This is a genomic window from Streptomyces sp. NPDC059649, assembly GCF_042734445.1.
Lineage (GTDB): Bacteria > Actinomycetota > Actinomycetes > Streptomycetales > Streptomycetaceae > Streptomyces.
Window position 1 is genome coordinate 22879 of sequence record NZ_JBHWDV010000022.1, and the last position, 26393, is coordinate 49271.

25 protein-coding genes and 1 riboswitch are annotated in these 26393 nt (G+C 72.6%); of the genes, 8 read left to right on the forward strand and 17 right to left on the reverse strand.

What is annotated here, in order from left to right; translation table 11 throughout:
- Window positions 1-239 precede the first annotated feature (239 nt).
- The 9 genes from ACFV1J_RS22310 to ACFV1J_RS22350 form a co-directional block, all read right to left on the reverse strand.
- The gene (locus tag ACFV1J_RS22310) at window positions 240-614 is read right to left on the reverse strand and encodes an ArsR/SmtB family transcription factor (RefSeq protein ID WP_385860628.1); all 375 of its coding nucleotides are present in this window, start codon (window positions 612-614) and stop codon (window positions 240-242) included.
- A gap of 92 nt (window positions 615-706) precedes the next feature.
- Complete coding sequence (locus ACFV1J_RS22315) at window positions 707-2263, reverse strand: GMC family oxidoreductase (RefSeq protein WP_385860629.1); 1557 nt, start codon at window positions 2261-2263, stop codon at window positions 707-709.
- 29 nt (window positions 2264-2292) lie between these two features.
- On the reverse strand, window positions 2293-3903 hold the full coding sequence (locus ACFV1J_RS22320; RefSeq protein ID WP_385860630.1) for an APC family permease: 1611 nt from the start codon (window positions 3901-3903) through the stop codon (window positions 2293-2295).
- Between the two features lie 11 nt (window positions 3904-3914).
- Entirely contained in the window at window positions 3915-5381 is a 1467-nt protein-coding gene (locus ACFV1J_RS22325; protein ID WP_385860631.1) for an aldehyde dehydrogenase family protein, read from the reverse strand.
- On the reverse strand, window positions 5374-6504 hold the full coding sequence (locus tag ACFV1J_RS22330; protein WP_385860632.1) for an aromatic ring-hydroxylating dioxygenase subunit alpha: 1131 nt from the start codon (window positions 6502-6504) through the stop codon (window positions 5374-5376). Before ACFV1J_RS22330 ends, ACFV1J_RS22325 begins: the two co-directional genes overlap by 8 nt.
- Window positions 6501-7673 carry an N-methyl-L-tryptophan oxidase gene (gene solA / locus ACFV1J_RS22335; protein WP_385860633.1) on the reverse strand — a complete coding sequence of 391 codons (1173 nt, stop codon included), beginning with the start codon at window positions 7671-7673 and terminating at the stop codon, window positions 6501-6503. Before solA ends, ACFV1J_RS22330 begins: the two co-directional genes overlap by 4 nt.
- 9 nt (window positions 7674-7682) lie before the next feature.
- Window positions 7683-10130 carry an FAD-dependent oxidoreductase gene (locus tag ACFV1J_RS22340; protein WP_385860634.1) on the reverse strand — a complete coding sequence of 816 codons (2448 nt, stop codon included), beginning with the start codon at window positions 10128-10130 and terminating at the stop codon, window positions 7683-7685.
- Window positions 10127-11212 carry an S-(hydroxymethyl)mycothiol dehydrogenase gene (locus ACFV1J_RS22345; protein WP_385860635.1) on the reverse strand — a complete coding sequence of 362 codons (1086 nt, stop codon included), beginning with the start codon at window positions 11210-11212 and terminating at the stop codon, window positions 10127-10129. Before ACFV1J_RS22345 ends, ACFV1J_RS22340 begins: the two co-directional genes overlap by 4 nt.
- Before the next feature lie 199 nt (window positions 11213-11411).
- A complete protein-coding gene (locus tag ACFV1J_RS22350) occupies window positions 11412-12215 on the reverse strand; it encodes an IclR family transcriptional regulator (protein ID WP_385860636.1) in 804 nt (267 codons plus the stop codon).
- Window positions 12216-12383: 168 nt separating this feature from the next.
- Here ACFV1J_RS22350 and ACFV1J_RS22355 point away from each other — a divergent pair, with 168 nt between their 5' ends.
- Complete coding sequence (locus ACFV1J_RS22355; RefSeq protein WP_030411057.1) at window positions 12384-12704, forward strand: bifunctional 3-phenylpropionate/cinnamic acid dioxygenase ferredoxin subunit; 321 nt, start codon at window positions 12384-12386, stop codon at window positions 12702-12704.
- On the forward strand, window positions 12701-13870 hold the full coding sequence (locus ACFV1J_RS22360; RefSeq protein WP_385860637.1) for an NAD(P)/FAD-dependent oxidoreductase: 1170 nt from the start codon (window positions 12701-12703) through the stop codon (window positions 13868-13870). Before ACFV1J_RS22355 ends, ACFV1J_RS22360 begins: the two co-directional genes overlap by 4 nt.
- 85 nt (window positions 13871-13955) lie before the next feature.
- Here the strand turns inward: ACFV1J_RS22360 and ACFV1J_RS22365 are convergent, their stop codons facing one another.
- From ACFV1J_RS22365 to ACFV1J_RS22375, 3 genes are all read right to left on the reverse strand, one after another.
- Window positions 13956-14774, reverse strand: coding sequence for an SDR family NAD(P)-dependent oxidoreductase (locus ACFV1J_RS22365; RefSeq protein ID WP_385860638.1), 819 nt, complete (start codon window positions 14772-14774; stop codon window positions 13956-13958).
- A gap of 143 nt (window positions 14775-14917) precedes the next feature.
- The gene (locus tag ACFV1J_RS22370) at window positions 14918-15772 is read right to left on the reverse strand and encodes a bifunctional 5,10-methylenetetrahydrofolate dehydrogenase/5,10-methenyltetrahydrofolate cyclohydrolase (protein ID WP_385860639.1); all 855 of its coding nucleotides are present in this window, start codon (window positions 15770-15772) and stop codon (window positions 14918-14920) included.
- Between the two features lie 21 nt (window positions 15773-15793).
- Window positions 15794-15881: riboswitch (ZMP/ZTP riboswitch) on the reverse strand.
- A 63-nt stretch (window positions 15882-15944) separates the two neighbouring features.
- On the reverse strand, window positions 15945-17135 hold the full coding sequence (locus ACFV1J_RS22375; protein WP_385860640.1) for a hypothetical protein: 1191 nt from the start codon (window positions 17133-17135) through the stop codon (window positions 15945-15947).
- 162 nt (window positions 17136-17297) lie between these two features.
- Between ACFV1J_RS22375 and ACFV1J_RS22380 the strand changes: the two genes are divergently transcribed.
- Both ACFV1J_RS22380 and ACFV1J_RS22385 read left to right on the forward strand, forming a co-directional pair.
- Window positions 17298-17615, forward strand: coding sequence for a hypothetical protein (locus tag ACFV1J_RS22380; RefSeq protein WP_385860641.1), 318 nt, complete (start codon window positions 17298-17300; stop codon window positions 17613-17615).
- 661 nt (window positions 17616-18276) lie between these two features.
- Window positions 18277-18696 carry a PPOX class F420-dependent oxidoreductase gene (locus ACFV1J_RS22385; protein ID WP_385860642.1) on the forward strand — a complete coding sequence of 140 codons (420 nt, stop codon included), beginning with the start codon at window positions 18277-18279 and terminating at the stop codon, window positions 18694-18696.
- Between the two features lie 37 nt (window positions 18697-18733).
- Here the strand turns inward: ACFV1J_RS22385 and dacB are convergent, their stop codons facing one another.
- From dacB to ACFV1J_RS22400, 3 genes are all read right to left on the reverse strand, one after another.
- Window positions 18734-20368, reverse strand: a complete 1635-nt coding sequence (gene dacB / locus ACFV1J_RS22390; protein WP_385860643.1) for a D-alanyl-D-alanine carboxypeptidase/D-alanyl-D-alanine-endopeptidase — start codon at window positions 20366-20368, stop codon at window positions 18734-18736.
- 99 nt (window positions 20369-20467) lie between these two features.
- Window positions 20468-20863, reverse strand: a complete 396-nt coding sequence (locus ACFV1J_RS22395; RefSeq protein ID WP_385860644.1) for a hypothetical protein — start codon at window positions 20861-20863, stop codon at window positions 20468-20470.
- 194 nt (window positions 20864-21057) lie between these two features.
- The gene (locus ACFV1J_RS22400; RefSeq protein ID WP_385860645.1) at window positions 21058-21675 is read right to left on the reverse strand and encodes a TetR/AcrR family transcriptional regulator; all 618 of its coding nucleotides are present in this window, start codon (window positions 21673-21675) and stop codon (window positions 21058-21060) included.
- 117 nt (window positions 21676-21792) lie between these two features.
- Between ACFV1J_RS22400 and ACFV1J_RS22405 the strand changes: the two genes are divergently transcribed.
- Window positions 21793-22983: a cytochrome P450 gene (locus tag ACFV1J_RS22405; RefSeq protein WP_385860646.1), complete on the forward strand. Its 1191-nt coding sequence runs from the start codon at window positions 21793-21795 to the stop codon at window positions 22981-22983.
- Window positions 22984-22991: 8 nt separating this feature from the next.
- Window positions 22992-23207 carry a ferredoxin gene (locus ACFV1J_RS22410; protein WP_385860647.1) on the forward strand — a complete coding sequence of 72 codons (216 nt, stop codon included), beginning with the start codon at window positions 22992-22994 and terminating at the stop codon, window positions 23205-23207.
- Between the two features lie 96 nt (window positions 23208-23303).
- On the opposite strand, the gene ACFV1J_RS22415 is transcribed toward ACFV1J_RS22410, so the two are convergent.
- Window positions 23304-24242, reverse strand: coding sequence for a virginiamycin B lyase (locus tag ACFV1J_RS22415; RefSeq protein WP_385860648.1), 939 nt, complete (start codon window positions 24240-24242; stop codon window positions 23304-23306).
- A 178-nt stretch (window positions 24243-24420) separates the two neighbouring features.
- Here ACFV1J_RS22415 and ACFV1J_RS22420 point away from each other — a divergent pair, with 178 nt between their 5' ends.
- Window positions 24421-25185 (forward strand): PE-PGRS family protein, encoded by a 765-nt coding sequence (locus tag ACFV1J_RS22420; RefSeq protein ID WP_385860649.1) that lies wholly within the window; start codon window positions 24421-24423, stop codon window positions 25183-25185.
- A 183-nt stretch (window positions 25186-25368) separates the two neighbouring features.
- Here the strand turns inward: ACFV1J_RS22420 and ACFV1J_RS22425 are convergent, their stop codons facing one another.
- The gene (locus ACFV1J_RS22425) at window positions 25369-25731 is read right to left on the reverse strand and encodes a zf-HC2 domain-containing protein (RefSeq protein ID WP_385860650.1); all 363 of its coding nucleotides are present in this window, start codon (window positions 25729-25731) and stop codon (window positions 25369-25371) included.
- Window positions 25732-25780: 49 nt separating this feature from the next.
- Between ACFV1J_RS22425 and ACFV1J_RS22430 the strand changes: the two genes are divergently transcribed.
- Complete coding sequence (locus tag ACFV1J_RS22430) at window positions 25781-26368, forward strand: sigma-70 family RNA polymerase sigma factor (RefSeq protein WP_385860651.1); 588 nt, start codon at window positions 25781-25783, stop codon at window positions 26366-26368.
- Window positions 26369-26393 lie beyond the last annotated feature (25 nt).

Below are 26393 nucleotides of genomic sequence, written 5' to 3' on the forward strand. Positions count from 1 at the left end.
GGGTTGTCGGGGGCCCGGGGGTCTGACTCGGGGTGGGGGGCCTCAACGGGCCCGGGTTGGGGGCCGGGGGCCCCCCGGGGGGCGGGGGCGCCCCCCGTCACACAGCCCGACTCCTCACCGCAGACACCAACCCGTGACGATCCGTCAGGCACCCCCATCGCGCCCCCGTCACCGCCCCACCACAGCCGCCGCACAGCCGCATCGCACCCCCCATCGCAGCCGCCGCACAGCCCAACCACTCACCCCACGCCCGCCCCTGATGTGTCGTCGCGCAGTCCCAGTCGGAGGTGTTCGACGTGGTACAGCGCCTGGTCGAGGAGTTCGGCGACGTGGTGGTCGTGGAGGGCGTAGACGATCGAGCGGCCGTTGCGTTCGCCGGTGACCAGGCCGAGGTTGCGGAGCAGGCGGAGTTGGTGTGAGCAGGCGGACTGTTCCATGCCGACGGCGGTGGCGAGGTCGCCGACGGCGCAGGGCCCTTCCTGGAGGCGGGCGAGGATGCGTAGCCGGGAGGGGGTGGAAAGGGCCTGGAGGGTGGCGGCGACGTCGTCGGCGCCGACGGCGTCGAGTCGTTCGCGGGTGGTGGTGGTGCTTTTGTCGTCCATTCCGTGGCCCATGGGGTCATCCTAGCGATGAGGCATGAAGACCCATTCATACCTTCAGCAGGCATCCTCCTTCATGCCTTCAGCGGGCATCCTCCTTCATGCCTTCAGCCGGCGTCCTCCCGCACCATGTCCGCGCACTTCTCCCCGATCATCATCGTGGTGATGCACGGGTTGACGGTGACGAGTTCCGGCATGACCGAGCCGTCGGCGACCCGGAGGCCGGCCACGCCCTTGACCCGCAACCGGGCGTCGAGCGGTGCCATGGCGTCGTCGTCGGCGCCCATCTTCACCGTGCAGGAGGGGTGGTAGACGGTGTTGTGGGTGGTGCGGATGTAGTCGAGGAGTTCGTCGTCGGTGTGGAGGTCGGGGCCGGGGGCGAGTTCGGCGCCGGTCCAGCCGGCGAGTGCGGGGCGGGCGGCGATCTCGCGGGCCAGGCGCAGGCCGTGGGTCATCACCCGGATGTCGTGTTCATGGGTGAAGTAGCGCGGGTCGACCCTGGGTTTGTCGCGGAAGTCGCGGGTGCGGAGCCGGACGGTGCCGCGGGAGCGGGCGCGGGTGACGTTGGGGGTGAGGCAGAAAGCGTTCTCGGAGGTGGGGTAGCCGTGCCGGGCGGTGTTGAGGTCGAAGGGCACCGAGCCGTAGTGGAACATCAGGTCCGGGCGGTCGAGGCCCGACTCGGTGTCGGCGAAGATGCCGATCTCCCACCACTGGTTGGAGGTGGTGACCATGGGCTGTTTGGCCTGCCACATGATGACGCCCTCGGGGTGGTCCTGGAGGTTCTCGCCGACGCCGGGTGAGTGGACGCGGACGTCGATGCCGGTGTCGCGGAGGTGGTCGGCGGGGCCGATGCCGGAGAGCATCAGCAGTTTGGGGGTGTCGATGGAACCGCAGGAGACGATGGTTTCGCGGCGGGCGCGGACCGTGCGGGTGTGGATCAGGTCGGGGTCGAGGTAGGCGACGCCGGTGCAGCGCCGGTCGTCGTCGATGAGCAGGTGTTTGGCGCGGATGCCGGTGCGTACGGTGAGGTTGGGGCGGTTGCCCATGACGGGGTGCAGGTAGGCGACCGAGGAGGACTGGCGGATGTTGTTCTCGTCGGAGTTGATCTGGAACCAGTGGGCGCCGCGGAGGACGGTGCGGCCGGTGTTGAAGGGGGTGGTGGGGATGCCGCTCTGGGCGCAGGCTTCGAGGAGGGCGGTGCCGCAGGGGTCGGTGGGTTTGATGGTTCGCAGGGTGACGGGGCCGGTGCGGCCGTGGTGGTCGCCGGGTGCGTCGTTGTTCTCCAGGCGGCGGTAGAGCGGGAAGGTGTCCCGGGCTCCCCAGCCGGTGCAGCCGCCGGCCTCCCAGCCGTCGAGGTCCTCGGCGGGTGCCCAGAAGGCGATGCAGGAGTTGTGCGAGGAGCAGCCGCCGAGGACCTTGGCGCGGGCGTGCCGCATATGGCTGTTGCCGTTCTCCTGGGGTTCGACCGGGTAGTCCCAGTCGTAGCCGGATTCCAGCAGTGCCATCCAGCGTTCCAGGCGCAGGATGTTGTCGTCGCCGACGTCGCTGGGGCCGGCTTCCAGGACGCAGACGGTGACGGTGGGGTCCTCGCTGAGGCGGGCGGCGACGACGTTGCCCGCGGTGCCGCCGCCGACGATGACGTAGTCGAACTCGGCGTGTTCCATGGGGTGTTGTCCTCCCGGGGCAGGCGCGGTCAGTCGGTGGCGGTGGCGGTGATGGAGGTGTCGGTGGCGTCGGTGGTGCCGGTCGTGGGGTGGTCGGTGGTGGCGGCGTGTTCGGCGAGGACGCCGGTGCGGTGGCGTTGGACGTACCAGTAGTAGGCGAAGCCGCCGACGGCGACGGCGCCGACGAACAGCACCGCGCCGTAGCGCAGGTACCAGTGGTGCGGCGGGGTGGCGTTGTAGACGGCGTCGCGGGGCCAGGCGAGGTTGACGATCATGCCGGCGCCCCAGAGGACGGCGACGACGTTGACCGGCAGGCCCCAGCGGCCCAGGGTGAACCGGCCGCCGCCGGCCGGTGTCCAGCGGCCGCGGAGCCTGGCGACCAGCATGGGTGCGGTGACCAGCAGATAGGCCAGGTAGATCATGATGATTCCGATGCTGGTGACCACCGAGAAGATCTGTGGCTGGCGGATGTTGAGGAGCAGTACGCCGAGGGAGAGCACTCCGACGATGACCGCGGGCAGTACCGGGGTGCGGAAGCGCGGGCTGACCTTGGCCATGAGGGAGGCGGCGGGGAGGTTGTTGTCGCGGGCCATGGCGAACGCGAGCCGGATGGCGGCGGTGTGCACGGCGAGCGCGCAGACGGTGACGGCGATGAGGACGCACCAGAGCATGGCCTTGCCGCCGGTGTCGCCGAGGACGTCGAGGACGACGTACTGGAGGCCGTCGGTGGCCAGTCCCTTACCGTTCAGGCTGCTCACGCTCATCATGGCGAGCAGCAGGACGAGTCCGCCGAGCACGAACGAGGCGATCAGGGCGCGGAGGATGGCGCGGGGGGCGTTGCGTGACGGGTCGAGGGATTCCTCGCCGAGTGAGGCGGCGGTGTCGAAGCCGTACATGACGTAGGCGGAGGCCAGCGAGGCGGTGAGGAAGGCGCCGAGGTAGCCGAGGGGCTGGCCGGTGCCGGCGTGGTGGGTCTGGAGGACGACGTCCGGGCCGCGTACGACGTGGACGGCGAAGAGTGCGATCAGCGCGACGGTGGCGATGAGTTCGATGAAGACGCCGGCGGTGTTGATGCGGGCCATGAGTTTGACGCCGAAGGCGTTGACGAGGGTGGTGAAGAGGATCAGTACGGCGGCGAGGAGGACGCCGTTGGTGGCGGTGTCGTAGGTGCCGGTGCCGTCGCCGATGAACTGGAAGGTGGCGGAGATCTTCGGCAGGGTGAGTTGGTAGGCGAGGGCCACGGCGGAGAGGGAGACGACGGACGCGACCAGCATCATCCAGCCGGCCAGCCAGCCGATGTGGGGATTGCCGAGTTTTTTCGCCCAGTTGTAGACGGAGCCGGCGACGGGGTGGCGGGCGGCGAGTTCGGCGAAGGACAGGGCGATCATCAGCTGGCCGGCGAAGACCAGGGGCCAGGACCACCAGTAGGCGGGGCCGCCGATGCCGTAGCCGAAGTAGAAGAGTTGGAAGGTGCCGGTGAGGATGGAGATGTAGCTGATGCCGGCGGCGAAGGTGTGGAAGTTGCCGAGGGTGCGCTGGAGTTCGGGGCGGTAGCCGAATTCGGTGAGTCCGGTGTCGTCCGGTTCGGGGCTCTCGGCCGGTGGTGCGACTCTTGCTGATGGTGCATCAGGTGTGGTCAACGATGTCCTCCTCAGTCGAACCAGTGCACCGGCGCGGGTGCCGTGTTGCGCCAGATGTGTTTGATCTCCCGGTACTCCGCCAGGCCGCTGGGGCCGAGTTCCCGGCCGGTGCCGGACTGTTTGAAGCCGCCCCATTCCGCCTGCGGGAGGTAGGGGTGGTAGTCGTTGATCCATACGGTGCCGAGGCGCAGTGCGGCGGCGACGCGGTCGGCGCGTGCCTGGTCGGTGGTCCAGACGGCGCCGGCCAGTCCGTAGACGGTGTCGTTGGCGAGCCGTACCGCTTCGTCCTCGTCGGTGAAGCGCTCGACGGTGAGCACGGGTCCGAAGGACTCCTCGCGGACGACGGACATCGCGGCGTGGCAGTCGTCGAGCACGGTGGGCAGGTAGTAGTGGCCGTCGGCGAGGTGGGGGTCGTCGGGGCGGGTGCCGCCGCAGCGGAGTACGGCGCCCTCGGCGATGCCGGCGGCGACGTACGCCTCGACCTTGGCGCGGTGGGCGGCGGAGATCAGCGGTCCGGTGCGGGCGTGGGCGTCGAAGGGGCCGCCGAGCCGGATCAGCCGGGCCCGGCGCACGATCTCGTCGACGAAGCGGTCGTGCAGGGCGTCCTCGACGAGCAGTCGGGTGCCGGCCGAGCAGACCTGTCCTGAGTGCAGGAAGACGGCGGTGAGGGCGTGGTCGACGGCGGTGTCGAAGTCGGTGTCGGCGAAGACGATGTTGGGGTTCTTGCCGCCGAGTTCGAGGGCGACGCGTTTGACGCTGCCGGCCGCGGCGGCCATGATCCGCCGGCCGGTGGGCAGTCCGCCGGTGAAGGAGACCATGTCGACGTCGGGGTGGTCGGTGAGCGGGGCGCCGGCTTCCGGTCCGGTGCCCAGGACGAGGTTGGCGACGCCGTCCGGCAGTCCGGCTTCCTGGAGCAGCCGCATCAGGTGGAGGGCGGTGTGCGGGGTGAGTTCGCTGGGCTTCAGGACGAAGGTGTTGCCCGCGGCCAGGGCGGGTGCGACCTTCCAACTGGTTTGCAGCAGGGGGTAGTTCCAGGGGGTGATCAGGGCGCAGACGCCGATGGGTTCGTGCACGATGCGGCTGTCGACGCCGGGGACGCCGGGGTCGGGCAGCCGGCCGTCCTCGGTGCCGGCCAGCCGTGCGAAGTAGCGGAAGCAGGCGGCGACGTCGTCGATGTCGGTTTCGCTCTCGGGCAGGCGTTTCCCGGTGTCGAGGGATTCGGCGCGGGCGAGCGCGGCCCGGTCGCGTTCGAGGAGGCCGGCGACGCGGAGCAGCAGGTCGCCGCGGGTGGCGGCCGGGGTGGTGGGCCAGCGGCCGTGGTCGAAGGCGTGGCGGGCGGCGGCGACCGCGTCGGCGGCGTCCTTGCCGCCGCCCTCGTCGACGACGGCGACGAGGCCGCCGTCGGCGGGGCAGCGGATCTCGCGGGTCCGCTCGTCCCGGGGTGTGGTCCAGCTGCCGCCGATGAACAGGTCAGGCACCGTCGGCTCCCAACTGCCGCAGGAGCCAGCTGTGGAAGATCCCGATGTGGTGCTCGGTGGGGACGAGGACGCCGCCGGAGCGGTAGGCGCGGGAGGACATGGCGGGTTGGGTGCGTTCGCAGGCGTCGAAGTCCTGGGTGTTGACGCGGTGGAACAGTTCGACGGACTTGGACACATCGGCGCCGGACCGGACGACTTCGGGTGCGTACAGCCAGTCGCATTCGACGACGGTGCGGTCCTCGGCCAGCGGGAACATCCGGTGCAGGATGACGTGGTCGGGTACGAGGTTGACGAAGACGGTGGGCTTGACGGTGAGGGCGTAGTAGCGGCGGTCCTGGTCGTCGGAGATCTCGGGGAGTCTGCCGAATCCCTCGCTGCCGTCGACGGTGAAGCCCTGCACGCCGTCGCCGAATTCGGCGCCGTGGCCGACGTAGTACTGGGCGGCGTAGCCGTCGGCGAACTCCGGGAGGACGTCGGTGAGTTCGGGGTGGATGGTGGCGCAGTGGTAGCACTCCATGAAGTTCTCGACGATGAGCTTCCAGTTGGCCGCGACGTCGTAGGTGAGGCGTTTGCCGAGGGCGAGCCGTTCGGTGCCGTAGTGGTCGATGGCGGCGGTGTCGCCGAGCCGTTCGACGGCCGCGCCGATCACGGTGTCCTCGAAGGACGGTGGCTCGTCGGCCAGGCACACCCATGCGTAGCCGAGCCATTCCCGCAGGGCGACCGTGACCAGGCCGTACGCGGTGCGGTCGAGGTCGGGCATCTTGGTGAGGTTGGGGGCGGCGATCAGTTTGCCGTCGAGGTCGTAGGTCCAGGCGTGATAGGGGCATTGGAGGGTGCGGCGGACCTGTCCCTGGGGTTGTGTGCACAGGCGGGCGCCGCGGTGCCGGCAGACGTTGAGGAAGGCGCGCAGCTCGCCGGTGCGGGAGCGGGTGATCAGGACGTTCTCGCGGCCGACCTGGACGGTGCGGAAGGCGCCGGGCCGGTCGAGGTCGGCGGAGCGTACGGCGCAGAACCATATGCGCTCGAAGATCCGTTCCTGTTCGGTGCGGAAGAGTTCGGGATCGGTGTAGTAGCGGCCGGGGAGTGTCGCCACCAGGCTGGGCGGCAGGTGGGTGGTGGTCATGCGTGGGCTCCTCGGACGGCGGGCGCGGCGGCGGGGCGGCGCGGGTCGAACAGCTCGATGGGGTGCTCGGTGGTGCCGGTCAGCGCCAGGTCGGCGAGGATTTCCCCGACGACCGGCACGAACTTGAAGCCGTGTCCGGAGAACCCGCAGGCCACGGTGACGTTCTCGGGGTGGGCGGGGTGCCGGGCGATGACGAAGTGCTCGTCGGGGGTGTTGGAGTACATGCAGGTGGCGGCCTTGAGGAAGCGGCCGGGCAGGGCGGGGATGTGCCGCGACATCCGGTCCGCCATGGCCGCGACCTCGTGGTCGTGGACGGTGCGGTCGATGGTTTCCGGGGTGCAGACGGTGCCCTTGCGGAAGAAGGCGACCTTGGCGCCGAGGTCGGGGCCGTCGATGGCGGGGAAGCCGTAGACCTGGGAGCCGGTGGCGTCCTCCCAGATGTAGATGGGGTGGTGTGCGGGGGCGAAGCGGGCGGTGCCGCCGTGCGGCTGGAACCAGTACATGATCTGCCGTTCGATGGTGAACGGGACGCCGAGGTCGTCGAGCAGCCGGGGCGCCCAGGCGCCCGGGCAGATCACCAACTGGCCGGCGGTGTAGGTGTTTTCCGGGGTGTGGACGCGTACGCCGTCGCGGTACCGCTCCCAGCGCGTGACGGGTTCCTCGTAGTGCAGGTCGGCGCCGCGGCGGGTGGCCAGCTGGAGGTGGGCGGCGACGGTGTTCTCGGGCCGGACCAGGCCGGCCCGCGGCTCGTAAAGGGCGACCTCGTCGTCCTCGGGGGTGAGGGTGGGGAAGCGGCGGCGGATCTCGGCCGCGTCCAGCAGGTCGTGCGGCAGGTCCCAGCGCCGGGCGGAGAGCAGGGAGCCGGCGACGGTGCGGGAGTCGGGGCGGCCGACCATGACGCCGCCGCAGAGGGTGGCGATCTCCCGTCCGGTTGCCTTCTGCAGGTCTTCGTAGAGTTCGTAGGCGCGGAGCAGCAGCGGGACGTAGGCGGGGTCCTCGAAGTAGGACTGGCGGGTGATGCGGGAGCCGCCGTGGCTGGAGCCGCGGCTGTGCACCGGGCCGAACTTCTCCAGGCCGAGGACCCGGGCGCCGCGTGCGGACAGGTGGTGGGCGGCGGCGCTGCCCATGCCGCCGAGGCCGAGGACGATGACGTCGTAGGACGGTGACACGAGCGTCTCCTAGCAGCGGATGCGGGTCATCTTCGGGTCGAACAGCGGCTCGTCGGCGACGGTGGCGGGGATCTTCTCGCCGAAGTACTCGATGTGGACGCCGGTGCCGGTGGCGAGGTGGGCCGGGAGCCAGGCGTAGGCGACGCAGCGGCCGAGGGTGTAGCCGTAGGCGGCGCTGGTGACGTAGCCGGCGGGGGCGCCGTCGACGAAGACCGGTTCCTTGCCGAGGACGACGGCGGCCGGGTCGTCGAGGAGCAGTGCGGTCAGTTTCCTTGTCGGGGGCGGGAGTTGTTCGAGGGCGGTGCGGCCGAGGAAGTCGCCGCGGTCCATGCGGACGGCGAAACCGAGCCCGGCCTCGTAGGGGGTGTGTTCCTCGGTCATGTCGTGGCCCCAGGAGCGGTAGCCCTTCTCCAGGCGGAGGCTGTTGAACGCCGAGCGGCCGGCCGCGATCACGCCGTGCTGCCGGCCGGCCTCCCACAGGGTGTCCCACAGGCGGAGGCCCAGGTCGGCGGTGGTGTACAGCTCCCAGCCGAGCTCACCGACGTAGCTGAGGCGCAGGGCCGTGACCGGGACGTGGCCGAGGTGGGTCTCCTTGGCGCGGAAGTAGCCGAACGCCTCGTGGGAGAAGTCGTCGCGGGTCAGCGGCTGGACCAGGTCGCGGGCGAGCGGGCCCCAGACGCCGATGCAGCAGGTGCCGGAGGTGGTGTCACGGAGGTGGACGTCGGACGGTGCGTGGCGCCTCAACCACTCGATGTCCGCAGGGGAGTTGGCGCCGATCTGGAAGCGGTCGGGGGCGAGGCGGGCCACGGTCAGGTCGGAGCGGATGCCGCCCTTCTCGTCGAGGAGGAGGGTGTACGTCACCGCGCCCGGCTTCTTGGCGAGGTTGTTGGTCGTCATGCGCTGGAGGAAGGCGAGCGCGCCGGGACCGGTGACCTCCAGGCGGCGCAAGGGGGTCATGTCGTACAGGGCGACCTTCTCGCGGGTGGCCTTGGCTTCGGCGGCGGCGATGGGGGACCAGTGGCGGGCCGCCCAGGGGTCGCGTTGCGGGGTGTCGGTGACGAGGTGGGCGTTGGCTTCGTACCAGTGCGGGCGTTCCCAGCCGCCGGCCTCCAGGAAGTGGGCGCCGAGTTCCTGCTGGCGGGCGTGGAAGGGGCTGACGCGCAGCGGGCGGGGCTGGTCCATGGGCTGGAGCGGGTGGATGACGTCGTAGACCTCGATGAACTGCCGGGCCCCGCGGTCGTGGACGTATGCGGGGGAACGCTGGGCGTCCTCGAAGCGGTGCAGGTCGCATTCGTGCAGGTCGGTCCGGGCGTGGCCGTCGACCATCCACTCGGCGACGGCCTTGGCGACGCCCGCGGAGTGCGTGACCCAGACCGCTTCGGCGAGCCAGAAGCCGCTGAGCACACCGGACTCGCCGAGGACCGGCATGCCGTCGGGGGTGAAGGAGAAGACGCCGTTGAAGGCCTCGTCGATGTCGGTGGCGCGCAGGGCGGGCATCAGTTGGCGGCTGTCCTCCCAGCTGGGTGCCCAGTCCGCCGCGGTGAAGGGGAGCGAGGACGGCATGTCCATGTTCCGGGCGCGCGCCTGGTCGTAGCCGGGGACGGTGAACGGGTCGACGGGCAGCGGGCGGTGGGCGTAGCTGCCGATGCCGAGGCGGTCGGTGTGCTCGCGGAAGTACAGGTCGCGGTCCTGGAAGCGGAGGATGGGCCTGGAGGCTTCGGTGCGGGGGTCGTTGGCGCCGGCGAGTTCGGGCAGCGGCTTGGTCTTCGCGTACTGGTGGGCGAGCGGGAGGAGGGGGACGTCGACGCCCGCCATGCGGCCGATGACCGGGCCCCAGAATCCGGCCGCGGAGACGACGTGGGTGGCGGGGAAGGTGCCGCGGTCGGTGGTCACGCCGGTGACGTGGCCGTCGTCCTGTTCGATGCCGGTGACGGTGTGGCGGTCGAGGAAGCGGGCGCCGCGCTGCTCGGCCCGCTGCCGCTGGGCGCGGGAGGCGAGGAGGGCGCGGGCGAGGCCGTCGTCGGGGGTGTGGAAGCCGCCGAGGATCATCGACTCGTCGACAAGTGGCCACATCTCTTTGCAGCGGGCGGGGGTGACGAGTTCCCCGCGGACGCCCCAGGAGGCGGCCCAGCCGGCCTTGCGGTGGAGGTCGGCCCAGCGTTCGGGGGTGGTCGCGAGTTCCAGGCCGCCGACCGGGTTGAAGCAGGACAGGCCGTCGACCTGGAGGGCGGTGAACTTCTCGACGGTGTACCGGGCGAAGGCGGTCAGGGTTTTGGAAGGGCTGGTCTGGAAGACCAGGCCGGGGGCGTGGGAGGTGGAGCCGCCGGGGGCGGGCAGCGGGCCCTGGTCGAGGACGGTGAGGTCGGTCCAGCCGCGGGCGGTGAGTTCGTCGGCGAGGGAGCAGCCGACGATGCCGGCGCCGATGATGACGACGCGGGCGGGGTGGGGAGGGGTCACAGGACCACCACCGATCGCAGGACCTCGCCGCGGTGCATCTTCTCGAAGGCGGACTCGACCTCGTCGAGGCTGATCCGTTCGGTGACGAAGGCGTCGAGGTCGAGGCGGCCGCTGAGGTGGCGGTCGATGAGGACGGGGAAGTCGCGGCTGGGCAGGCAGTCGCCGTACCAGGAGGACTTCAGGGCGCCGCCGCGGCCGAAGAGGTCGATGAGCGGCAGTTCGATGGTCATGTCGGGGGCGGGCACGCCGACTTGGACGAGGGTGCCGGCCAGGTCCCGCATGTAGAAGGCCTGTCGGTAGGTTTCGGGGCGGCCGACGGCGTCGATGACGATGTCGGCGCCGTGTCCGCCGGTGAGTTCGCGTACCGCCTCGACGGGGTCGGTGCGGCGGGAGTTGACGGTGTGGGTGGCGCCGAAGCGGGTGGCGCCGTCGAGTTTGCGTTCGTCGATGTCGACGGCGATGACCCGGCGGGCTCCGGCGATCGAGGCGCCGGCGATCGCGGCGTTGCCGACGCCGCCGCAGCCGATGACGGCGACGGTGTCGCCGCTGCCCACTCCCCCGGTGTGGACGGCGGCGCCGTAGCCGGCCATGACGCCGCAGCCGATGAGGCCGGCCGCCTCGGGCCGGGCGGCGGGGTCGACCTTGACCGCCTGCCCGGCGGCGACCAGGGTTTTCTCGGCGAAGGCGCCGATCCCGAGGGCGGGGCTGAGCGGGGTGCCGTCCTCCAGGGTCATGGGTTGGGTGGCGTTGCGGGAGTCGAAGCAGTACCAGGGGCGGCCGCGGCGGCAGGACCGGCAGCTGCCGCAGGGGGCGCGCCAGGCGAGTACGACGTAGTCGCCGGGGGCAAGATCGGTGACGCCGGGGCCGACGGCTTCGACGATCCCGGCGGCCTCGTGGCCCAGCAGGAAGGGGAATTCGTCGTTGATCGCGCCGTCCCGGTAGTGCAGATCGGTGTGGCAGACTCCGCAGGCCTGTACGGCGACGAGCGCCTCTCCCGGGCCGGGGTCCGGCACCAGGATCGTCCGGAGCTCGACGGGTGCGCCTTGTTTCGCCGCGACGACGGCATGGACTTCGTGTGGCATGCCCTACCCCTCAGTGTTGCGCAGTGCACGACTGGTTGCGCGATGAGAGACATAGTGGGAACGCCGTCTCGGCACCGTCAAGAGGTGCGGGCCAGCTGTTCGTAAAAGGCTCATTACGCGTCCGGACTGGGGGGGGGGGCGGGCGCTTTTCGCCCCGGCCCCGCCGCCGTCAGGTGTCCGTCGGATGCCCGTCAGGTGCTCAACAGGCGTATCCCATCCGGCGGGAGAGCTCCTCGGCCGCGGTGACGGTGCCCTTGACGACCTCGGGCAGCCGGTCCTCGTCGAGCCGGTACGCGGGCACCGACACGCTGATCGCCCCGATCACCGAGCCGTCGTGCGCCCGCACCGGCGCCGCGACCGCGCGCAGCCCCAGCTCCAGTTCCTCGACGGCCATCGCGAAGCCGCGCTCGACGACCTCCTCGAGCTCGCGGCGCAGTTCCGCGGCCGAGGTGACGGTCCGCTCGGTGAGCCGCGGCAGTTTCCGGCCGAGGACGGCGTCCTGGACCGGCGCCGGCTGGTACGCGAGCAGCGCCTTGCCGCTGGAGGTGGCGTGCAGCGGGGTGCGCCGGCCGAGCCAGTTCTGCGCGGTGACCGAGGCCGGGCCGCGGGCCTGCATGATGTTCACCGCGGCATCGCTCTCCAGCACCGCGATGTTGACGGTCTCCCCGAGTTCGTCGGCCAGTTGCCGGCAGACGGCCGCGCCCTCCTGGGAGATGTCCAGCCGGACGGCCGCCGCACCGGCCAGCCGCAGCACCCCGGCCCCGAGGAAGTACTTGCCGCGCTCCTGCTCCTGGCCGACCAGGCCCCGGCTCTCCAGCACGCCGAGCAGCCGGAACGCGGTCGACTTGTGGACGCCCAGTTCGTCGGCGACCTCGGTCACCCCGGCCTCGCCGTGCCGGGCGAGGATCTCCAGAACGGTCACCGCGCGGTCCACCGACTGCACGGCGCTGGCGGGTCCCTTCGACGGCTTGCCGTCCGCGTGCCCCTCCACGATGTCCGTCATGTGTTGGTTCTCACCACCTGGCAACCCGGTTGCGGGTCCGAATTTGAGCGGTCGGCAATTCCGGGGAGCGCTTGACGCGCCCGCTCCCGGTCTGGATTCTGTTGCGCATAGCGCTCCATCGTGCGCAACACGAAACTCGATGATACCGAAGAGTAACAGGGGGGTCCTGTGATTCCTGTCTGCCACCTTGCCGACCTGCCCGCAGGCGAGTCCGTACGCATCGACACCGCTCCTCCGATCGCCGTCTTCAACGCCGACGGGCAGCTGTACGCCATCGACGACACCTGCACCCACCAGGACGCCTCGCTCGCGGACGGCTGGCTGGAGGGGTGTCTGGTCGAATGCCCGCTGCACGCCGCTTCATTCGATCTCCGCACCGGTGCGCCCACCTGCCTGCCCGCCCGCCGGGCCGTGCGGACCCATCCGGTGACCGTCGAGGACGGCATGATCTACGTGCACCACGTCGCCGAGGAGGGCACCGCCGCATGAAGTCGGTCGCTGTCATCGGGGCCTCGCTGGCGGGTCTGTACGCCGCCCGGGCACTGCGCGCCGAGGGGTTCGACGGCCGGCTGGTGATCGTCGGGGACGAGCACCACCGCCCCTACGACCGGCCGCCGCTGTCCAAGGACTTCCTCACCGGCGCCACCGGCCAGGACCAACTCGCCCTGGCCGACGCCGAGGAGACCGCCGAACTCGACGCCGAATGGCGGCTCGGCACCCGCGCCACCGGCCTGGACACCGCCGCCGGCGCGGTACTGCTGGACCACGGCCGGCCGCTGACCACCGACGGCGTGGTCCTCGCCACCGGCGCCACCCCGCGCCGCCTGCCCGGCCCGGCACCCGCCGGGACCCACACCCTGCGCACCCTCGACGACGCCTGGGCGCTACGCGCCGACCTGACCCGGGGGCCGGCCCGGGTCGTGGTGATCGGCGCCGGATTCATCGGTGCCGAGGTCGCCTCGTCCTGCGCCGCCCTCGGCCATGACGTCACCGTGGTCGAGGCCGCCCCGCTCCCGCTCCGGCCGCAACTCGGCGACGAGATGGCCCGGATCTGCGCCGCACTGCACGCGGACCACGGCGTCACCCTGCTGACCGGCACGGGCGTGGCCGGGCTGCACGCCGCCGGCGCCGACCGCCGCGTCACCTCGGTCGAACTGTCCGACGGCCGCCACCTCCCGGCCGACGTGGTCGTCGTCGGCATCGGCGTCCGGCCCCACACCGACTGGCTCGCCTCCTGCGCGCTCGCCCTCGACGACGGCGTGGTCTGCGACGCCGGCGGTGCCACCGCGCTGCCCAACGTCGTCGCGGTCGGCGATGTCGCCAGGGTGGACGGGGTCCGGGCCGAGCACTGGACCAGCGCGACCGAACAGGCCGCGGTCGCCGCGGCCAACCTCCTCGCCGGCCGCACGGTCACCACCCACCGCGCCCTGCCCTACTTCTGGTCCGACCAGTACGGCGTCCGCATCCAGTTCGCCGGCCGCCGCGGTCCCACCGACACCCCGCGGATCCTCGAAGGCTCCCCCGACGACCGCAGCTTCCTCGCCTGTTACGAACGCGACGGCCGCACCACCGCGGTCCTCGCCCTCAACCGCCCCCGCCCCTTCATGCGGCACCGCCGCGAACTCACCCGCGCCGCCCAGCCGGCCACCACCTGACCCCCGCGGAGCAGCACCCGTCCGGCCGGTCTGCACTCCGCGCCCGGACCGGGCTCCTCGCAGCGGGCGGTCAGGCAGCGGACGGTCAGGGCGTCGGCGCGTCGCGGGGGTCGATGCGGAACGAGAAGGCGGCGCCTCCGGTGTCGAAGGCCGTGGCGCCCCCGTCGACGGTGAGGACGGCGCCGTTGACGAACGACGCCGCCGGGGAGAGGAGCCAGGCGATCGCCTCGGCGACCTCCTCCGGTTCGCCGGGGCGGCCGGCCGGCAGGAGCCGGGTGGCCTCCTCGTAGGCGGCGTCGATACCGCCCGCGAGGCCGGCTTCCTCGGCGAAGCGGGCCATCCGGCGGTCGGCCATCTCCGTACGGACCCAGCTGGGGCAGACGATGTTGGCGCGCAGACCGTCCCGGCCGTAGTCGACGGCGAGCGAGCGGCACAGCTGCAGCAGCGCCGCTTTGGAGGTGGCGTAGGCGGCGTTGGCGGTGCCGTTGCGCAGCGCGGAGACGGAGGCGACCGCGACGACCGCGCCGCGGGCCGCCAACAGGTGGGGCAGCGCGGCGCGTTGGAGGAGGAAGGCGCCGGTGACGTTGGTCGTCATGACGGTCTGCCAGTCCTCCAGCGTCAGGTCGCCGACCGAACCGCTGCGTGCGACACCGGCGTTGAGGACCAGTCCGTCGAGCCGCCCGTAGGCGGACAGCGTGGTGTCGACGAGGTCCTGTACGGACTCGGGGTCGGCGGTGTCGGAGGGGTGGGCGAGCGCCCCGGTCTCCTCGGCGAGGCGGTGCAGCGGTTCGGGGCGGCGGCCGGAGATCACCACGTCGTGCCCGGCCGACCGCAGCAGCCGGGCCGTGGCCGCGCCGATGCCCGTACCGCCGCCCGTCACGACCACCACTCGCCGTTCCGTCATGCCGGTTCCCGCCTCCCCGAGGATCATCCACCGTCTCGTGATCATACGTTCGGCGAGGACGGGGAACCGCATGCTTTCGGCCCTTTGCGGACCGGACCCGGACCGGACCCGGACCGGACCGGTCCGGTCCCGGGGCCGGAGGCTCAGGCCCCCTTCAGCTGGCGGGTGGCGGCATCGACGGTTTGGGTGAGGAGGGTGGCGATGGTCATGGGGCCGACGCCGCCGGGGACGGGGGTGATCAGGGAGGCGCGGGTGGCGGCGGAGTCGAAGTCGACGTCGCCGACGTTGCCGGGGTTGTAGCCGGCGTCGATGACGACCGCGCCGGGCTTGATGTGTTCGGCGGTGAGCAGGCGGGGCCGGCCGACCGCGGCGACCAGGATGTCGGCCTGGCGGGTGAGGGCGGCGAGGTCGGTGGTGCGGGAGTGGCAGTACGTCACGGTGGCGTTGCGGCCGAGCAGCAGCATGCCGACCGGCTTGCCGAGGATCGCGCTGCGGCCGACCACGACGGCGTGCTTGCCGGCCAGCTCGACGCCGTAGTGGTCGAGCAGCCGGAGGATTCCGCCGGGGGTGCAGGAGGCGAAGCCCTCGGCGCCGAAGCTCATGGTGGCGAAGGAGTGGTAGGTGACGCCGTCGACGTCCTTCTCGGGGGCGATGGCCTCGAAGGCGGCGCGCTCGTCGATGTGCGCTCCGACCGGGTGCTGGAGCAGGATGCCGTGCACCTCGGGGTCCTGGGAGAGCGCGGTGAGGGTGCCGACCAGTTCTTCGGTCGTGGTGGTGGCGGGCAGGGCCACGTGCCGGGAGCGGATGCCGGCCTTCTCGCAGCGGTTGCGCTTCATCCGCACGTACGTCTCCGATGCGGGGTCCTCCCCCACCAGGACGGTCGCCAGGCACGGGGTCCGGCCGGTCTGCTCGGTGAGGGCGGCGGCGCGCTCGGCGGCCTGCTCGACGATCCGGCGGGCCAGCGCGGTGCCGTCCATGAGGCGGGCGGTCGGGGACATCGGGTACTCCTGAGCGTCGTCGTGGATCGCCCAGGCGCGCGGCAGTGGCCGTGGTGGCCGGGCCGCTCCCCGGTGGTACTCCACCCAAGCGCCAGTCACGGCCCGCCGTCCACTGTAGACGACGGTTCACCCGTGGGGGTGAGGAGCCGGGCGGGCGCGGAGCGCGGGCCGGTCAGGTGGTTCCGTGGCCGGGCGCGGACAGGGGCGGGGTGGTGGGGGTGGTGGCCTCCCACTGGCTGAGGATGCCGTCCCAGTCGTGCTGGGCGGCGGTGATGGCGTTGGCGTCCCAGGTGGGGGCGGCGGGTGGCGGCGGGGATTCGTACGCCGGGTACTCCTGGTGGTCCTGGTATCCGGGGTGGTGCTCGTGCCCGTGGTGGACGTGCTGGCCGTTCTGGGTGGTGTGGAGGGTCTGCACGGTCTGGGGGTCGTGGGGGTGCTGGTGGGCCTGGTGGGACTGGTGGCTCGGGGGGTTGTGGTGGGTCTGGTGGGTTTGGTGGGTGGGGTACTGGTGGTAGCCGGCGGAGGCGGACGAGGCGGTGTACTGGGGGTGGTGGGGGTAGGTCGTCGCGTAGGACTGGTACTGCTGGTACGGCTGCTGTTTCCAGGTGTCGTGTTCGTACTGCTCCCAGGCGGGCCGGTCGGTGCGTTCTCGCCAGGCGGTCGGGCCGGTGTCGGTCTGCGCGGAGGGCTGGAGGGTGGCCATTCTTCGGTGCCGGCCGGTGCGGTCCGGGGGCGTGGGCGGGGTGGGGCGGGTCTCCGTGGACAGTTGCTGGGCGCGGGCGACCAGGAGCCGTACGTCCAGGCCGAGTTCGGTGGCGAGCGCGGTGAGGTCGACCCCGGTGTGCCAGCTGGTCATCAGGACGGCGTCGAGGGCGGGTGCCCAGGCCGGGTCGTGGGTGACCGGGGACGCGCCGGACTGGCCGGCGGTGGTGCCGGGTGTGGTGCCGGACGGTGCGGGGCGGTCCGCGGTGGGTCGGTCCGTGGCGGTCTGGGCCGGGGCGGGGCGGGCGGCGGGCGGCGCGGCGGCCGGCTGGGCGGGGGACGGCTCGCGTACCGTGGTCTGTTCCCGCGCCGGGCCCTGTTCGCGCGCGGGGGGCCGTTCGGCGAGCAGGCTCTTGGCGACCGCGCGGGCGTCGTCCTTGCCCACCGTGCGGCGGGCCAGCCGTACTTCGCGCTCGTCCAGGCCGAGCAGGTCGGCCACCACCGCGTCGCTGCCGACGGTCACGGCGAAGGCGGCCAGGGTCCGGGACCGGCGGGCCTCGGCCTCGTCGAGGAGTCCCTGCGTCCGGCGGACCTCGTCATCGCTGCTGCAAAACGCCTGTGCGAGTACCGCGTGGCGCTCCCACAACTCCCTCGGTTCCATGACAGCGACAACGTTTTTTCGTCCGGATTGGTCCGCTTCCCGGCAATAGATCACTGCATGAGGTGATATTCGAGGGAGTTAACCCCCCACCTCCGGGACTCATGTGCGGGCAGCCGCAAAAATACGCAGTGACCCCAGGCCGGAAAAATCGTTTCTACGGCCATGAGCGCCCCTACCTCCGGCACCGTCGCAGGTCACGGTCACACGTTCCTCCCCCGTCCCGCGTCCACACCGCGCTGGATCACCGCCGAAATCGTCCGGCAGACCCCGGTCTACGCGGCACTGGTGTGCCTGTGGACCGAGCGCGCGGCCACCGTGCCCGGAGTCGCCGACCCGGAGTGGCAGCGGCTGGTCTCCTACCGGGCACTGATGGAGGAGACCGAGACCGCGCTCACCGCGCTGCGGCCGCACCGTGCGCCCGATGTGCTGCCGTCGCGGCGGCCGGTGCCGGCGGCCCGGCCCGCGCACCAGGACGCCTGAGCCGCGGCGGGCGGGACGCCGGGCGGACGGACCGCACCGGCGGACCCGCCGTGTTGACGCCGGACGCCGCCCGGCCGCCGGGCCTCACCGCAGGGTGTCGCTGCGGTACTGCGCGAAGGCGGACTCGCGGTCCTGGGCCGGGCGCCCGGCCCGGAGGTGGCCGTCGACGGTGCCGGGCGGGACGACGTTGACGCGGACCGGGGCGAGTTCGACGGCCAGGCCCCGGCCGGGTCCTTCGATCGCGGCGTCGCACGCGGCGCAGGCGGGCGCGGGTGCCGGGGCCGGGCGCCCGCGGCGCCGGACATCAGCACCACCGAGCCGTCCTCGGACAGCAGCGGCGCCGCGTGCTTGGCGACGCGGTACCGTCCGGCGGCGTCGCCCAGCGCGTCGGCCGCGGCCGCGAGATTGTCCGGCGTACGGCCGCCGAGGACGACCCGGGCGCCGGCCGCGACGGCCTGGTGGGGGGCCCGCAGTCGCAGCGGCATCCGGGGTCCTTCCTCGTCGGGTCCGGTCGTTGACCGGGCAGACGCATGATCAGGAATCCGCACGCCGCCCGCCTCCGGAACATTCCGCTCCGCCCGCGTCATGATTCCGCCAGGAGCCGGAGCGCCGCCGCAGCGCGGTCCCGGACGGCAGCCACCACGAACTGATGAGGGCTTTGATGTCGAAACCACCGCTTCCCGCGTCCGCCACCGCCCTGCTGGCCAAGCCCAACCCCTCGGTGATCACCACCCTGCGGTCCGACGGCCAGCCGGTGTCCACCGCGACCTGGTACCTCTGGGACGACGGCCGGGTGCTGGTCAACATGGACGAGGGCCGCAAACGGCTCCAGCACCTGCGCAACGATCCGCGGGTGACGCTGACCGTGCTCGACGAGGGCAACTGGTACACCCATCTGACCCTGATCGGGCGGGTGGCCGAGCTGCGGGACGACGCGCAGCTGGCCGACATCGACCGGCTGGCGCAGCGTTATCTGGGCAGGCCGTATCCGCAGCGGGACCGGCGGCGGGTCAGCGCCTGGATCGAGGTCGAGCGCTGGCACGGCTGGGGCAGCCTGAAGGACAGCAGCCAGGCCGGATGACGGGCCGGCCGGGCGGCCGGCCCGGTGGGTGCGGGCGTCAGCCGGTGCGCTGCTGCTGGAGGCGCCCGGCGACGGTGGCGACGTCGTCGGCGATGGCGAGGACGCCGTTGATGTCCGGTGCCGAGGCGCCGTTCACGCCGACGAAGAACACGTCGAACCGGCCCTTGCCCCGGTCCAGATAGCCGGCGATGGTCTCGGCCCCCACGGCGATCCGGTCGTTGAGGGTGTCGCCGCCGGCCACGGTCCCGGTCTTGGCGAAGACCTTGCCGCGGGCGGGGCAGTGCCGGCAGCTGTCCGCGAGGGAGCCGTCGACGCCCAGGATGGGCAGCGCCTCGCGGAAGCGCCGCGCCTCGGGGGTGCGCTGCCAGTACGTCAGCATCTGCGCCAGGGCCCGCGGTGTGGTCCGGTCGGCCGGGTTGCCGCCGCGGCCGTCGGCGAGCTGGACGGCCCGGCGATCGACCCCGGCCCGGTCGAGGAACGCGGCGAGCACCGGGAACCCGTCCTGGCAGTCGGTGCTCCGCTTGTGGACGGCCATCAGGCAGATGCCGAGGTTCGCGCCGAGGTTGTGGCTGACCTTGAGGATGAGCTCGGCGTACTCGGCGTAGGGCGGGGAGGTGTAGCGGGCGACCGTGGTGGCGCCCCGGTAGGAACGGGGCAGCCGGGCGGCGGGGTTGGGGCCGACGGGGGGTGCGGTGACCTGTACGCCGGCCCGAACCAGCGCCTCGATCAGGGCGGTGCGGCCGAAGGCGTTGGGGTCCTTGACGGGCGCGATGCGCAGGACGGGGGCGGAGCCGGCGGCGATGGTGCCGGTCAGCCGGATGCGGGTGCCGTCGGGGGAGGTCGTGACGGCGATGTCGGCGGGCCGGCCGGGCGCGACGGTGCGGACCTCGGAGGTGACCCGGTAGGGCGCGACCTTGGGGCGCACCTCCAGGCCGGCGGGGGCGCCGGGGCCGCTGCCGGGGGTGGACAGCAGGTCGATGACGTTGTCGTTGACGATCAGTGGGGTGGGCACCGGGTCGAGTGCGGGGTCGGGGCGGAACAGCCGGGGATCGATGACCACGTCGCCGGTGACCCGCCGGATCCCCGACGCCCGTACCTGGCGGGCGAGTTGGTCGAGGCCGGCCAGCGGGTTCTGCGGGGTGAGGGTGGCTCCGGGGATGTCGTTGGCGTAGGTGTGGTCGACGGTGGTGTAGGCGACGGTGCCGTTCTTGCGGGTCCGGCCGCCGAGGGTCAGATCGCCCTGGGCGACCAGGTCGAGGTCGCCCCTGAGGGTGCCGTTCCGGCGCTGTCCGACGGCGTACACCGGGGTGACGAAGCGGTGGCCGCCGCCGAGGGTGTGCCAGGTGCCGCTGACGCCGAAGAGCTTCGCGGTGGAGCCGGGCAGGAAGAACTGGTCCGCGTAGCGGGACCGGATCACCTTGCCGGTGCGCGGGTCCTGCTGGAACAGGCCCCACTGGGCGTGCCGGTAGGGGGGTTTGCGCAGGACGGCGGCGGTGCGCGGGTCGAGGCCGCCCTGGTCGGCGGGCGCGGTGGCGGTGCCGGTGGGTGTGCCCGTGGGCGTCGGGGGTGCCTGCCGGACGAGACCGGTGAGGACGACGCCGGCGGACAGCAGGAGGGCCGTGGCGACGAGGGTGCGCCGGCGGTTCCTGCTACGGGTGGCGGATGGTGACATGCGGACTCCGTGGACGGGGGCGCGGACCGCCGCCGGTGCGGCATGCAGGAGGCCCGGGAGGTGTTCCCGGGCCTCCTGCGCGTGACCGCCTGACGGGGGTCAGAGGAGCCCGAGCAGGCCGAGGCCCAGCAGGCCGCCCCGGCCCAGGCCGTAACCGTCGCGACCGTAGCCCTCGCGCCCGTAGCCGTCGTACCCGTCGTGGTGGCCGTAGCCGTAGTTGTCCCGGCGGCCGTCGCGGCCGAAACCGTCGTAGCCGTCGTGGCCGCCGTGCCCGACGCGGCCCTTGCTCTTGCCCTTGCCCTTGTGGCTGCCGTGGTGTCGGTTGGGGTGCCGGTTGCCGTGGTGGCCCTCGTCGCAGCGCTGCGAGGAGCACTTCGCGCTCTGGGCGCTGCTGGGGGGTGCGGTCGCGGCGGTGGCGGCGCCGGCCGTCGGTACCACGAGGGCAGCCGCGGTCAGGCCGGCCACTGCGAGGCCGCGAGGGATCGAACGGAGCATGTTTCCACCTTCACTCGACTCTGCAGAAAATGAATATTCTCTGCATACGCGACAATAAGGAGGGTTTTGTTCCTTGACCTGCGACCCGCCGAGGAATCACCGGAACGCAGTACGAAATGGGGCATACCGCACGAAGCCTTCGAGTGAATTCCCGGGGGCGTGCACGCTCGTACGCGCACGCTCGCCCAGCGCCCTCACCCGTCCGTCGCCCCACCCGTTGCCCCGTCCGTCGACAGGTCCTCCAGCAGGTGCCGCAGCGCGCCGACGGCGAGGGTGCAGACCGTGTCGGGATCGGCGCTCGCCAGCGGCTCCTTGCCGACCACCACCCGCATCAGGCCGATGCCCAGCAGCCAGGACAGCGCCAGATCGCCGCGCAGTCCGCCGTCCTCGGACGCCGAGAGGGTGGCGAGCACCTCGGCGTACTCCTCCCCCAGCCCGCGCAGCGCGTCCGCGATCTCGTCGCTGCCGCCGATGGAACGCAGGCACACCTCCAGGGAGCGGTCGGCGCCCGGGCCGCCGCCGGCCAGCATGCCGCGCAGCGCGACCTCGAACAGCCGGTCGGCGGGCGTGGTCCGCAGCTGTTCCTGCCCGCCGCGCGCCATCACCTCGCCGAACAGCGCCTTCTTCGTGCCGAAGTAACGGAACAGCAGGGCCTGGTTGGCGCCGGCGCGGGCCGCGATGTCCCGTACCGTCGCCCGCTCGTACCCCCGCTCCGCGAACAGCTCCGCCGCGGCGTCCAGGAGGCGCCGCCGGGTGCCCTGGGCGTCCCGGCGGTGGGTGCCCACCGTGCCGTGCTGGGAGGTCTCCCCCATGGTCGTGTCACGCTCCTTTCCGACGGACCGTCACGATGACGGTGCCGATGCGTCGTTGACCGCCCCGGGGGAGCGGCATACCTTGTGTAAGCAGGTGCTTACACAAGGGAGGTCACCTTGACCACAGTCGACACTGCACCCCTCCCCTACCCCTTCAATGTCGCCGAGAGCCTCGACCTCTCGGACGCGTACGAGCGGGCCCGCAACCACCCGGGGCTGCTGAAGGTACAGCTGGCCTACGGCGAACCGGCCTGGCTGGTCACCCGTTACGCCGAGGCCCGGTTAGTCCTCGGTGATCAGCGCTTCAGCCGCGCGGAGAGTGCCCGGCACGACGAGCCCCGGCAGTCCGAGGGCCGCCGGGACAGCGGCATCCTGGGCATGGACCCGCCGGACCACACCCGGCTGCGCACCCTGGTCGCCAAGGCCTTCACGGTCCGGCAGGTCGAGAAACTCCGGCCGCAGGTCCGGCAGTTGACCCGGGAGCTGCTCGACGAGCTGGAGGCCGCCGGGCCGCCCGCCGACCTGGTGGACCGCTATGCGCTGCCCATCCCCGTCGCGGTGATCTGCCGGATGCTCGGCGTGCCGGAACAGGACCGTCCGAAGTTCCGGGTGTGGAGCGACGCCGCGCTGTCCACGAGCTCGCTGACGGCCGAGGAGTTGGATGCCAATCTGGAGGAACTCCGCGGCTATATGGGGCAGTTGATCGAGGAGCACCGGCGCGCCCCGCAGGACGACCTGATGACCGCGCTGATCGACGCGCGGGACACCGGCGACCGGCTCTCGGAGCTGGAACTCGTCGACCTGTGCGTCGGGATCCTGGTCGCCGGGCACGAGACCACCGCCACCCAGATCCCCAACTTCGTGCTGGCGCTGCTGGACCACCCGGACCAGCTCGCCCTGCTGCGCGAGCGGCCCGAGCTGATCGGCGGCGCCGTCGAGGAGCTACTGCGGTTCGTCCCGCTCGGCAGCGGCGCCGGCCAGGCCCGCTACGCCACCGAGGACATCGAGGTCGGCGGCACGCTGGTGCGGGCCGGCACACCCGTCCTGGTCGCGGTCGGCGCCGCCAACCGTGACGCACTGCGCTTCGACGCGCCCGGCACGCTGAACATCACCCGGACCGGCAACCAGCACCTCGGCTTCGGGCACGGCGTCCACCACTGCCTGGGCGCCCCGCTGGCCCGGCTGGAACTCCAGGAAGCGATCGGCGCCCTGATCACCCGCTTCCCGAAGCTCCATGTGGCCGGCGATGTCGAGTGGAAGACCCAGATGCTGGTGCGCGGCCCCCGGGTCCTGCCGGTGGGGTGGTGAGTGCGCCGATGACCTGGGAGATCGAGATCGATCCTCAGCTGTGCATGGCCTCGGGCTCGTGCGCCGCCATCGCACCGGACCTCTTCACCCTCGACGGCACCCATGCCCGGCCGCGGCACGACCGGATCGAGGCCGACGAACGCGCCCTGGACGCGGCCGATGTCTGCCCCGCCATGGCGATCACCGTACGGGCCGCCGGAGAGGTCGTCGGGCCCCGACCCTGAGGCGGCGGGCCGCCGGACGGAACCGGTGAGGGGCCGGCCGGTGGGGCGTGGCCGACGGCCGCGCCCCACCGGGCCGTTCACCGTACGTACGGTGCCTCAGGCGCTCGGGGTACGTGTCATCTCGACCCGGGCTATCCGCCCGGCCTCCAGGGCCACATGGAGCGCACCGTCGGGGCCGAAGGCCAGGCCGTGCGGCTCGGAATCACGGTCCGGCAGGTCGTACTCCTGGATGCGGCCGTCCGGGGTGATGTGGCCGATACGGCCGGCGGCCCATTCGGTGAACCAGCAACCGCCGGTGGGGCCGGCGGTGATGGCATGCGGCCGGGCCGTGCGGTCCGGGAGGGGGAACTCCTCGATCCGGCCGTCCGTCGTGATGCGGCCGATCTGCCCCGCACCGATCTCGACGAACCAGAGGGCGCCGTCCGTACCGCAGGTGATGCCGACCGGTCCGGCGGCCTCGGTCGGCAGCGGGTGGAGGGTGAGGGCACCGTCGAGGCCGATCCGGCCGATGGCGTTGGCCTGGTGGAGCGTGCACCACAGCGCCTCGTCCGGCCCGACGGCGAGCGCCGAGGGGAAGGCCCCGCTCACCGGCAGCGGGAACTCGGTCACCCGGCCGTCGTCCGGCGTGAGGCGGCCTATGCGGTTCCCGTTCATCTGCGTGAACCACAGGGCGCCGTCGGAGGCGGCCGCGATGCCGAACGGGCCGCTGTCCGGGGTGGGTACGGCGAACGACGTGGCCTCTCCGGTGACCGTGATCCGCCCGATCCGGTGGTCCCGGGCGCGGGTGAACCACAGGGCGCCGTCAGGTCCGGGCGTGATGAGCGACGGCCCGCAGGACGGCGCGTCGAGGTCGTACCGGTCGAGCCGGCCGTCGGGCGCCAGCCGTCCGATCCGGCCCGCGTGGACCATCGTGAACCACAGCGCACCGTCGGGCCCGGCGGCGATCGCATACGGACCGGCGGCGGGGTCGGAGACGGGTATCTCAGTGATGGAGGGAGAGGTGGATGGGGGACGGAGGTGGGGGCTGTGGGACACGGGTCTCCTGCTGCCGCTTGCTTATTGCTACTTCAGTTGCGTTAGAACGCAGGATGCCATGAAGTGGCCGGGCCGGCAAGGCCTTTCACGAGGAGTGCCCTGCCTGGCTCCTGACGCCTTGTCACATCGGTGACCCTGGCGTTCCGCGTCGCGGGCGGGGTGCGACGATGGGCCCGTCATGGTTGCGGGGCAGGTACTCAGGGGGCTTCGGGCCGCGGTGTTCGCCGTGGTCTGTGTGCTGCTCGCCGCGCTGGGTCACTCGGTGATGTCCGGTACGGCGGTGCCCTGGTGGATGCTGCTCGGCGCCGGCGCGGCCACCACGGCCGGCGCCTGGTGCGTCGCGGGCCGGGAACGCGGGCCACTGCTCGTCGGCCTGCTGACCGTAGGCACCCAGACCGCCCTGCACAGCGCCTTCTCCCTCGGCCAGGCGATGGCCCGTTCCGGCGGGGGGCAGCTGCCGCTGGTCCGGCAGTGGGCGGACAGCTTGCTGTGCGGCGCCGGCGAACTGCCGGCCTCCGGTGGCGATGCCGCGGAGATGATGCGGCTGATGCACCGCCAGATGGCCGCGATGCCCGGGATGCCGGACGGGACACACGACATGGCCGGCGTGCCGGGCACGGCAGGGATGCCGGGCATGGCGGGAATGGCGCCTCCCGGCGGTGCGGCGCACGGCAGTGCGGCCGGCATGCTGGCGGCCCACCTCCTCGTCGCGCTGCTCAGCGCCTGGTGGCTGTGGGGCGGTGAGCGGGCCGCCTTCCGTCTCGTACGGAGCGTGTCGGCCCGGCTGTTCGCGCCGCTGGCGCCGGTGCTGCGGATCGTCCTGCCCGACGCGCCGCCCGCCCAACGCGCCGCGCGTCAGGAGCCGCGCCGGGCGGTGCGCGAACTCCTGCTGGCCCACGCGATGTCGTTGCGGGGTCCGCCGCATGGGCCGGCTGTCCGCTGACAGCACGGTCGAATTCCCGAGCCGGGGACGGGCGCCGGGCGCCCACGCCCCGCTCCGACATCACCGGTCACCGCCGTGTGCGGGACCGGGTCATGCGAAGGACTCCAGATGATGAATCGTGTCCGGATGCCGGTGGCGACGCCGCCCGTGTCCGCGGCCGGCGCGCGGGGCGCCCAGGCGGCCTCAGCCCGCGGCCGTACCTCCGGTGGGCCCCTCCCTATGGGCGCGTACGGCCCCACCGGCCTCCTCCCCACGGGCGCGTGCGGCCCCACCGGCCTCCTCCCCATGGGCGCGTGCGGTCCCGCCCGGCCGTACCGGCCGCGACCGCAGCCCGGCGAGCAGTGCCTCGACGGACGTCGGATCGTCCCCGCCCTCCGCGCTCGCCCGCGCGACCCGCGCCGACAGTGCCCGGGCCTGCGCCTGCCAGCGCCGGCAGTCGGCGCAGCCGGCGAGATGGCCGTCGAGCAGACGTGGCGTCAGGCCGGGTGGCAGCTCCTCCCCGTCGAGACGGGCGGAGAGGGCCGTACGGAGGCGTGCGCAGTGCATACCGCCATCCTCTCCGAAGCGCGGACCGGCGGCGAGGGGCGGTCGCGGAATGCGGGATGACGAGGCGGTGACCGGCTGGGCGCTGGCCGCCCGGACCGGCGACGAGCGGGCCGTGGAGCAGTTCGTCCGGGCCACCCAGCTCGATGTGCGGCGCTATGTGACGCATCTCAGCGGTGATCCGCAGGCCACCGACGACCTGGTGCAGGACACCTATGTGCGGGCGCTGCGCAGTCTGCCGCGGTTCGAGGGCCGGTCGTCGGCCCGGACCTGGCTGCTGACCATCGCCCGGCGGGTGGTGGCGGACCGGTTCCGGTCGCATGCGGTGCGGCCGCGGCTGGCCGCGACCGACGACTGGCAGGCGGCGGCGGAGCGGATGCAGCCGCGCGGGGTGCCCGGCTTCGACGAGGGCATCGCGCTGACCGGGCTGCTGGCGGCGCTGGCGCCGGAGCGGCGGGAGGCGTTCCTGCTCACCCAGGTGCTGGGGCTGCCGTATGCGGCGGCCGCCGGCGTGATGGGCTGCCCGGTCGGGACCGTACGGTCCCGGGTGGCGCGGGCCCGGGAGACGCTGGTGGCGCTGCTGGCGGAGGCGGAGCGGCCGGAGCCGGCCGACTGTGCGCTCGCGGGCGCGGTGTCCTGACGGCCGGGCCGCGCCCGCCAGCGCG

Bases quoted from the DNA above. Each gene is read 5' to 3' on its own strand.
- ACFV1J_RS22410 (WP_385860647.1), top strand. From the start codon at position 22,992: ATGACCTGGGAGATCGAGATCGATCCTCAGCTGTGCATGGCCTCGGGC.
- ACFV1J_RS22430 (WP_385860651.1), top strand. From the start codon at position 25,781: ATGCGGGATGACGAGGCGGTGACCGGCTGGGCGCTGGCCGCCCGGACC.
- ACFV1J_RS22310 (WP_385860628.1), bottom strand. From the start codon at position 614: ATGGGCCACGGAATGGACGACAAAAGCACCACCACCACCCGCGAACGA.
- ACFV1J_RS22395 (WP_385860644.1), bottom strand. From the start codon at position 20,863: ATGCTCCGTTCGATCCCTCGCGGCCTCGCAGTGGCCGGCCTGACCGCG.
- ACFV1J_RS22360 (WP_385860637.1), top strand. From the start codon at position 12,701: ATGAAGTCGGTCGCTGTCATCGGGGCCTCGCTGGCGGGTCTGTACGCC.
- ACFV1J_RS22330 (WP_385860632.1), bottom strand. From the start codon at position 6,504: ATGACCACCACCCACCTGCCGCCCAGCCTGGTGGCGACACTCCCCGGC.
- ACFV1J_RS22365 (WP_385860638.1), bottom strand. From the start codon at position 14,774: ATGACGGAACGGCGAGTGGTGGTCGTGACGGGCGGCGGTACGGGCATC.
- ACFV1J_RS22425 (WP_385860650.1), bottom strand. From the start codon at position 25,731: ATGCACTGCGCACGCCTCCGTACGGCCCTCTCCGCCCGTCTCGACGGG.
- ACFV1J_RS22375 (WP_385860640.1), bottom strand. From the start codon at position 17,135: ATGGAACCGAGGGAGTTGTGGGAGCGCCACGCGGTACTCGCACAGGCG.
- ACFV1J_RS22400 (WP_385860645.1), bottom strand. From the start codon at position 21,675: ATGGGGGAGACCTCCCAGCACGGCACGGTGGGCACCCACCGCCGGGAC.
- ACFV1J_RS22385 (WP_385860642.1), top strand. From the start codon at position 18,277: ATGTCGAAACCACCGCTTCCCGCGTCCGCCACCGCCCTGCTGGCCAAG.
- ACFV1J_RS22350 (WP_385860636.1), bottom strand. From the start codon at position 12,215: ATGACGGACATCGTGGAGGGGCACGCGGACGGCAAGCCGTCGAAGGGA.
- ACFV1J_RS22345 (WP_385860635.1), bottom strand. From the start codon at position 11,212: ATGCCACACGAAGTCCATGCCGTCGTCGCGGCGAAACAAGGCGCACCC.
- ACFV1J_RS22370 (WP_385860639.1), bottom strand. From the start codon at position 15,772: ATGTCCCCGACCGCCCGCCTCATGGACGGCACCGCGCTGGCCCGCCGG.
- ACFV1J_RS22315 (WP_385860629.1), bottom strand. From the start codon at position 2,263: ATGGAACACGCCGAGTTCGACTACGTCATCGTCGGCGGCGGCACCGCG.
- dacB (WP_385860643.1), bottom strand. From the start codon at position 20,368: ATGTCACCATCCGCCACCCGTAGCAGGAACCGCCGGCGCACCCTCGTC.
- ACFV1J_RS22380 (WP_385860641.1), top strand. From the start codon at position 17,298: ATGAGCGCCCCTACCTCCGGCACCGTCGCAGGTCACGGTCACACGTTC.
- ACFV1J_RS22420 (WP_385860649.1), top strand. From the start codon at position 24,421: ATGGTTGCGGGGCAGGTACTCAGGGGGCTTCGGGCCGCGGTGTTCGCC.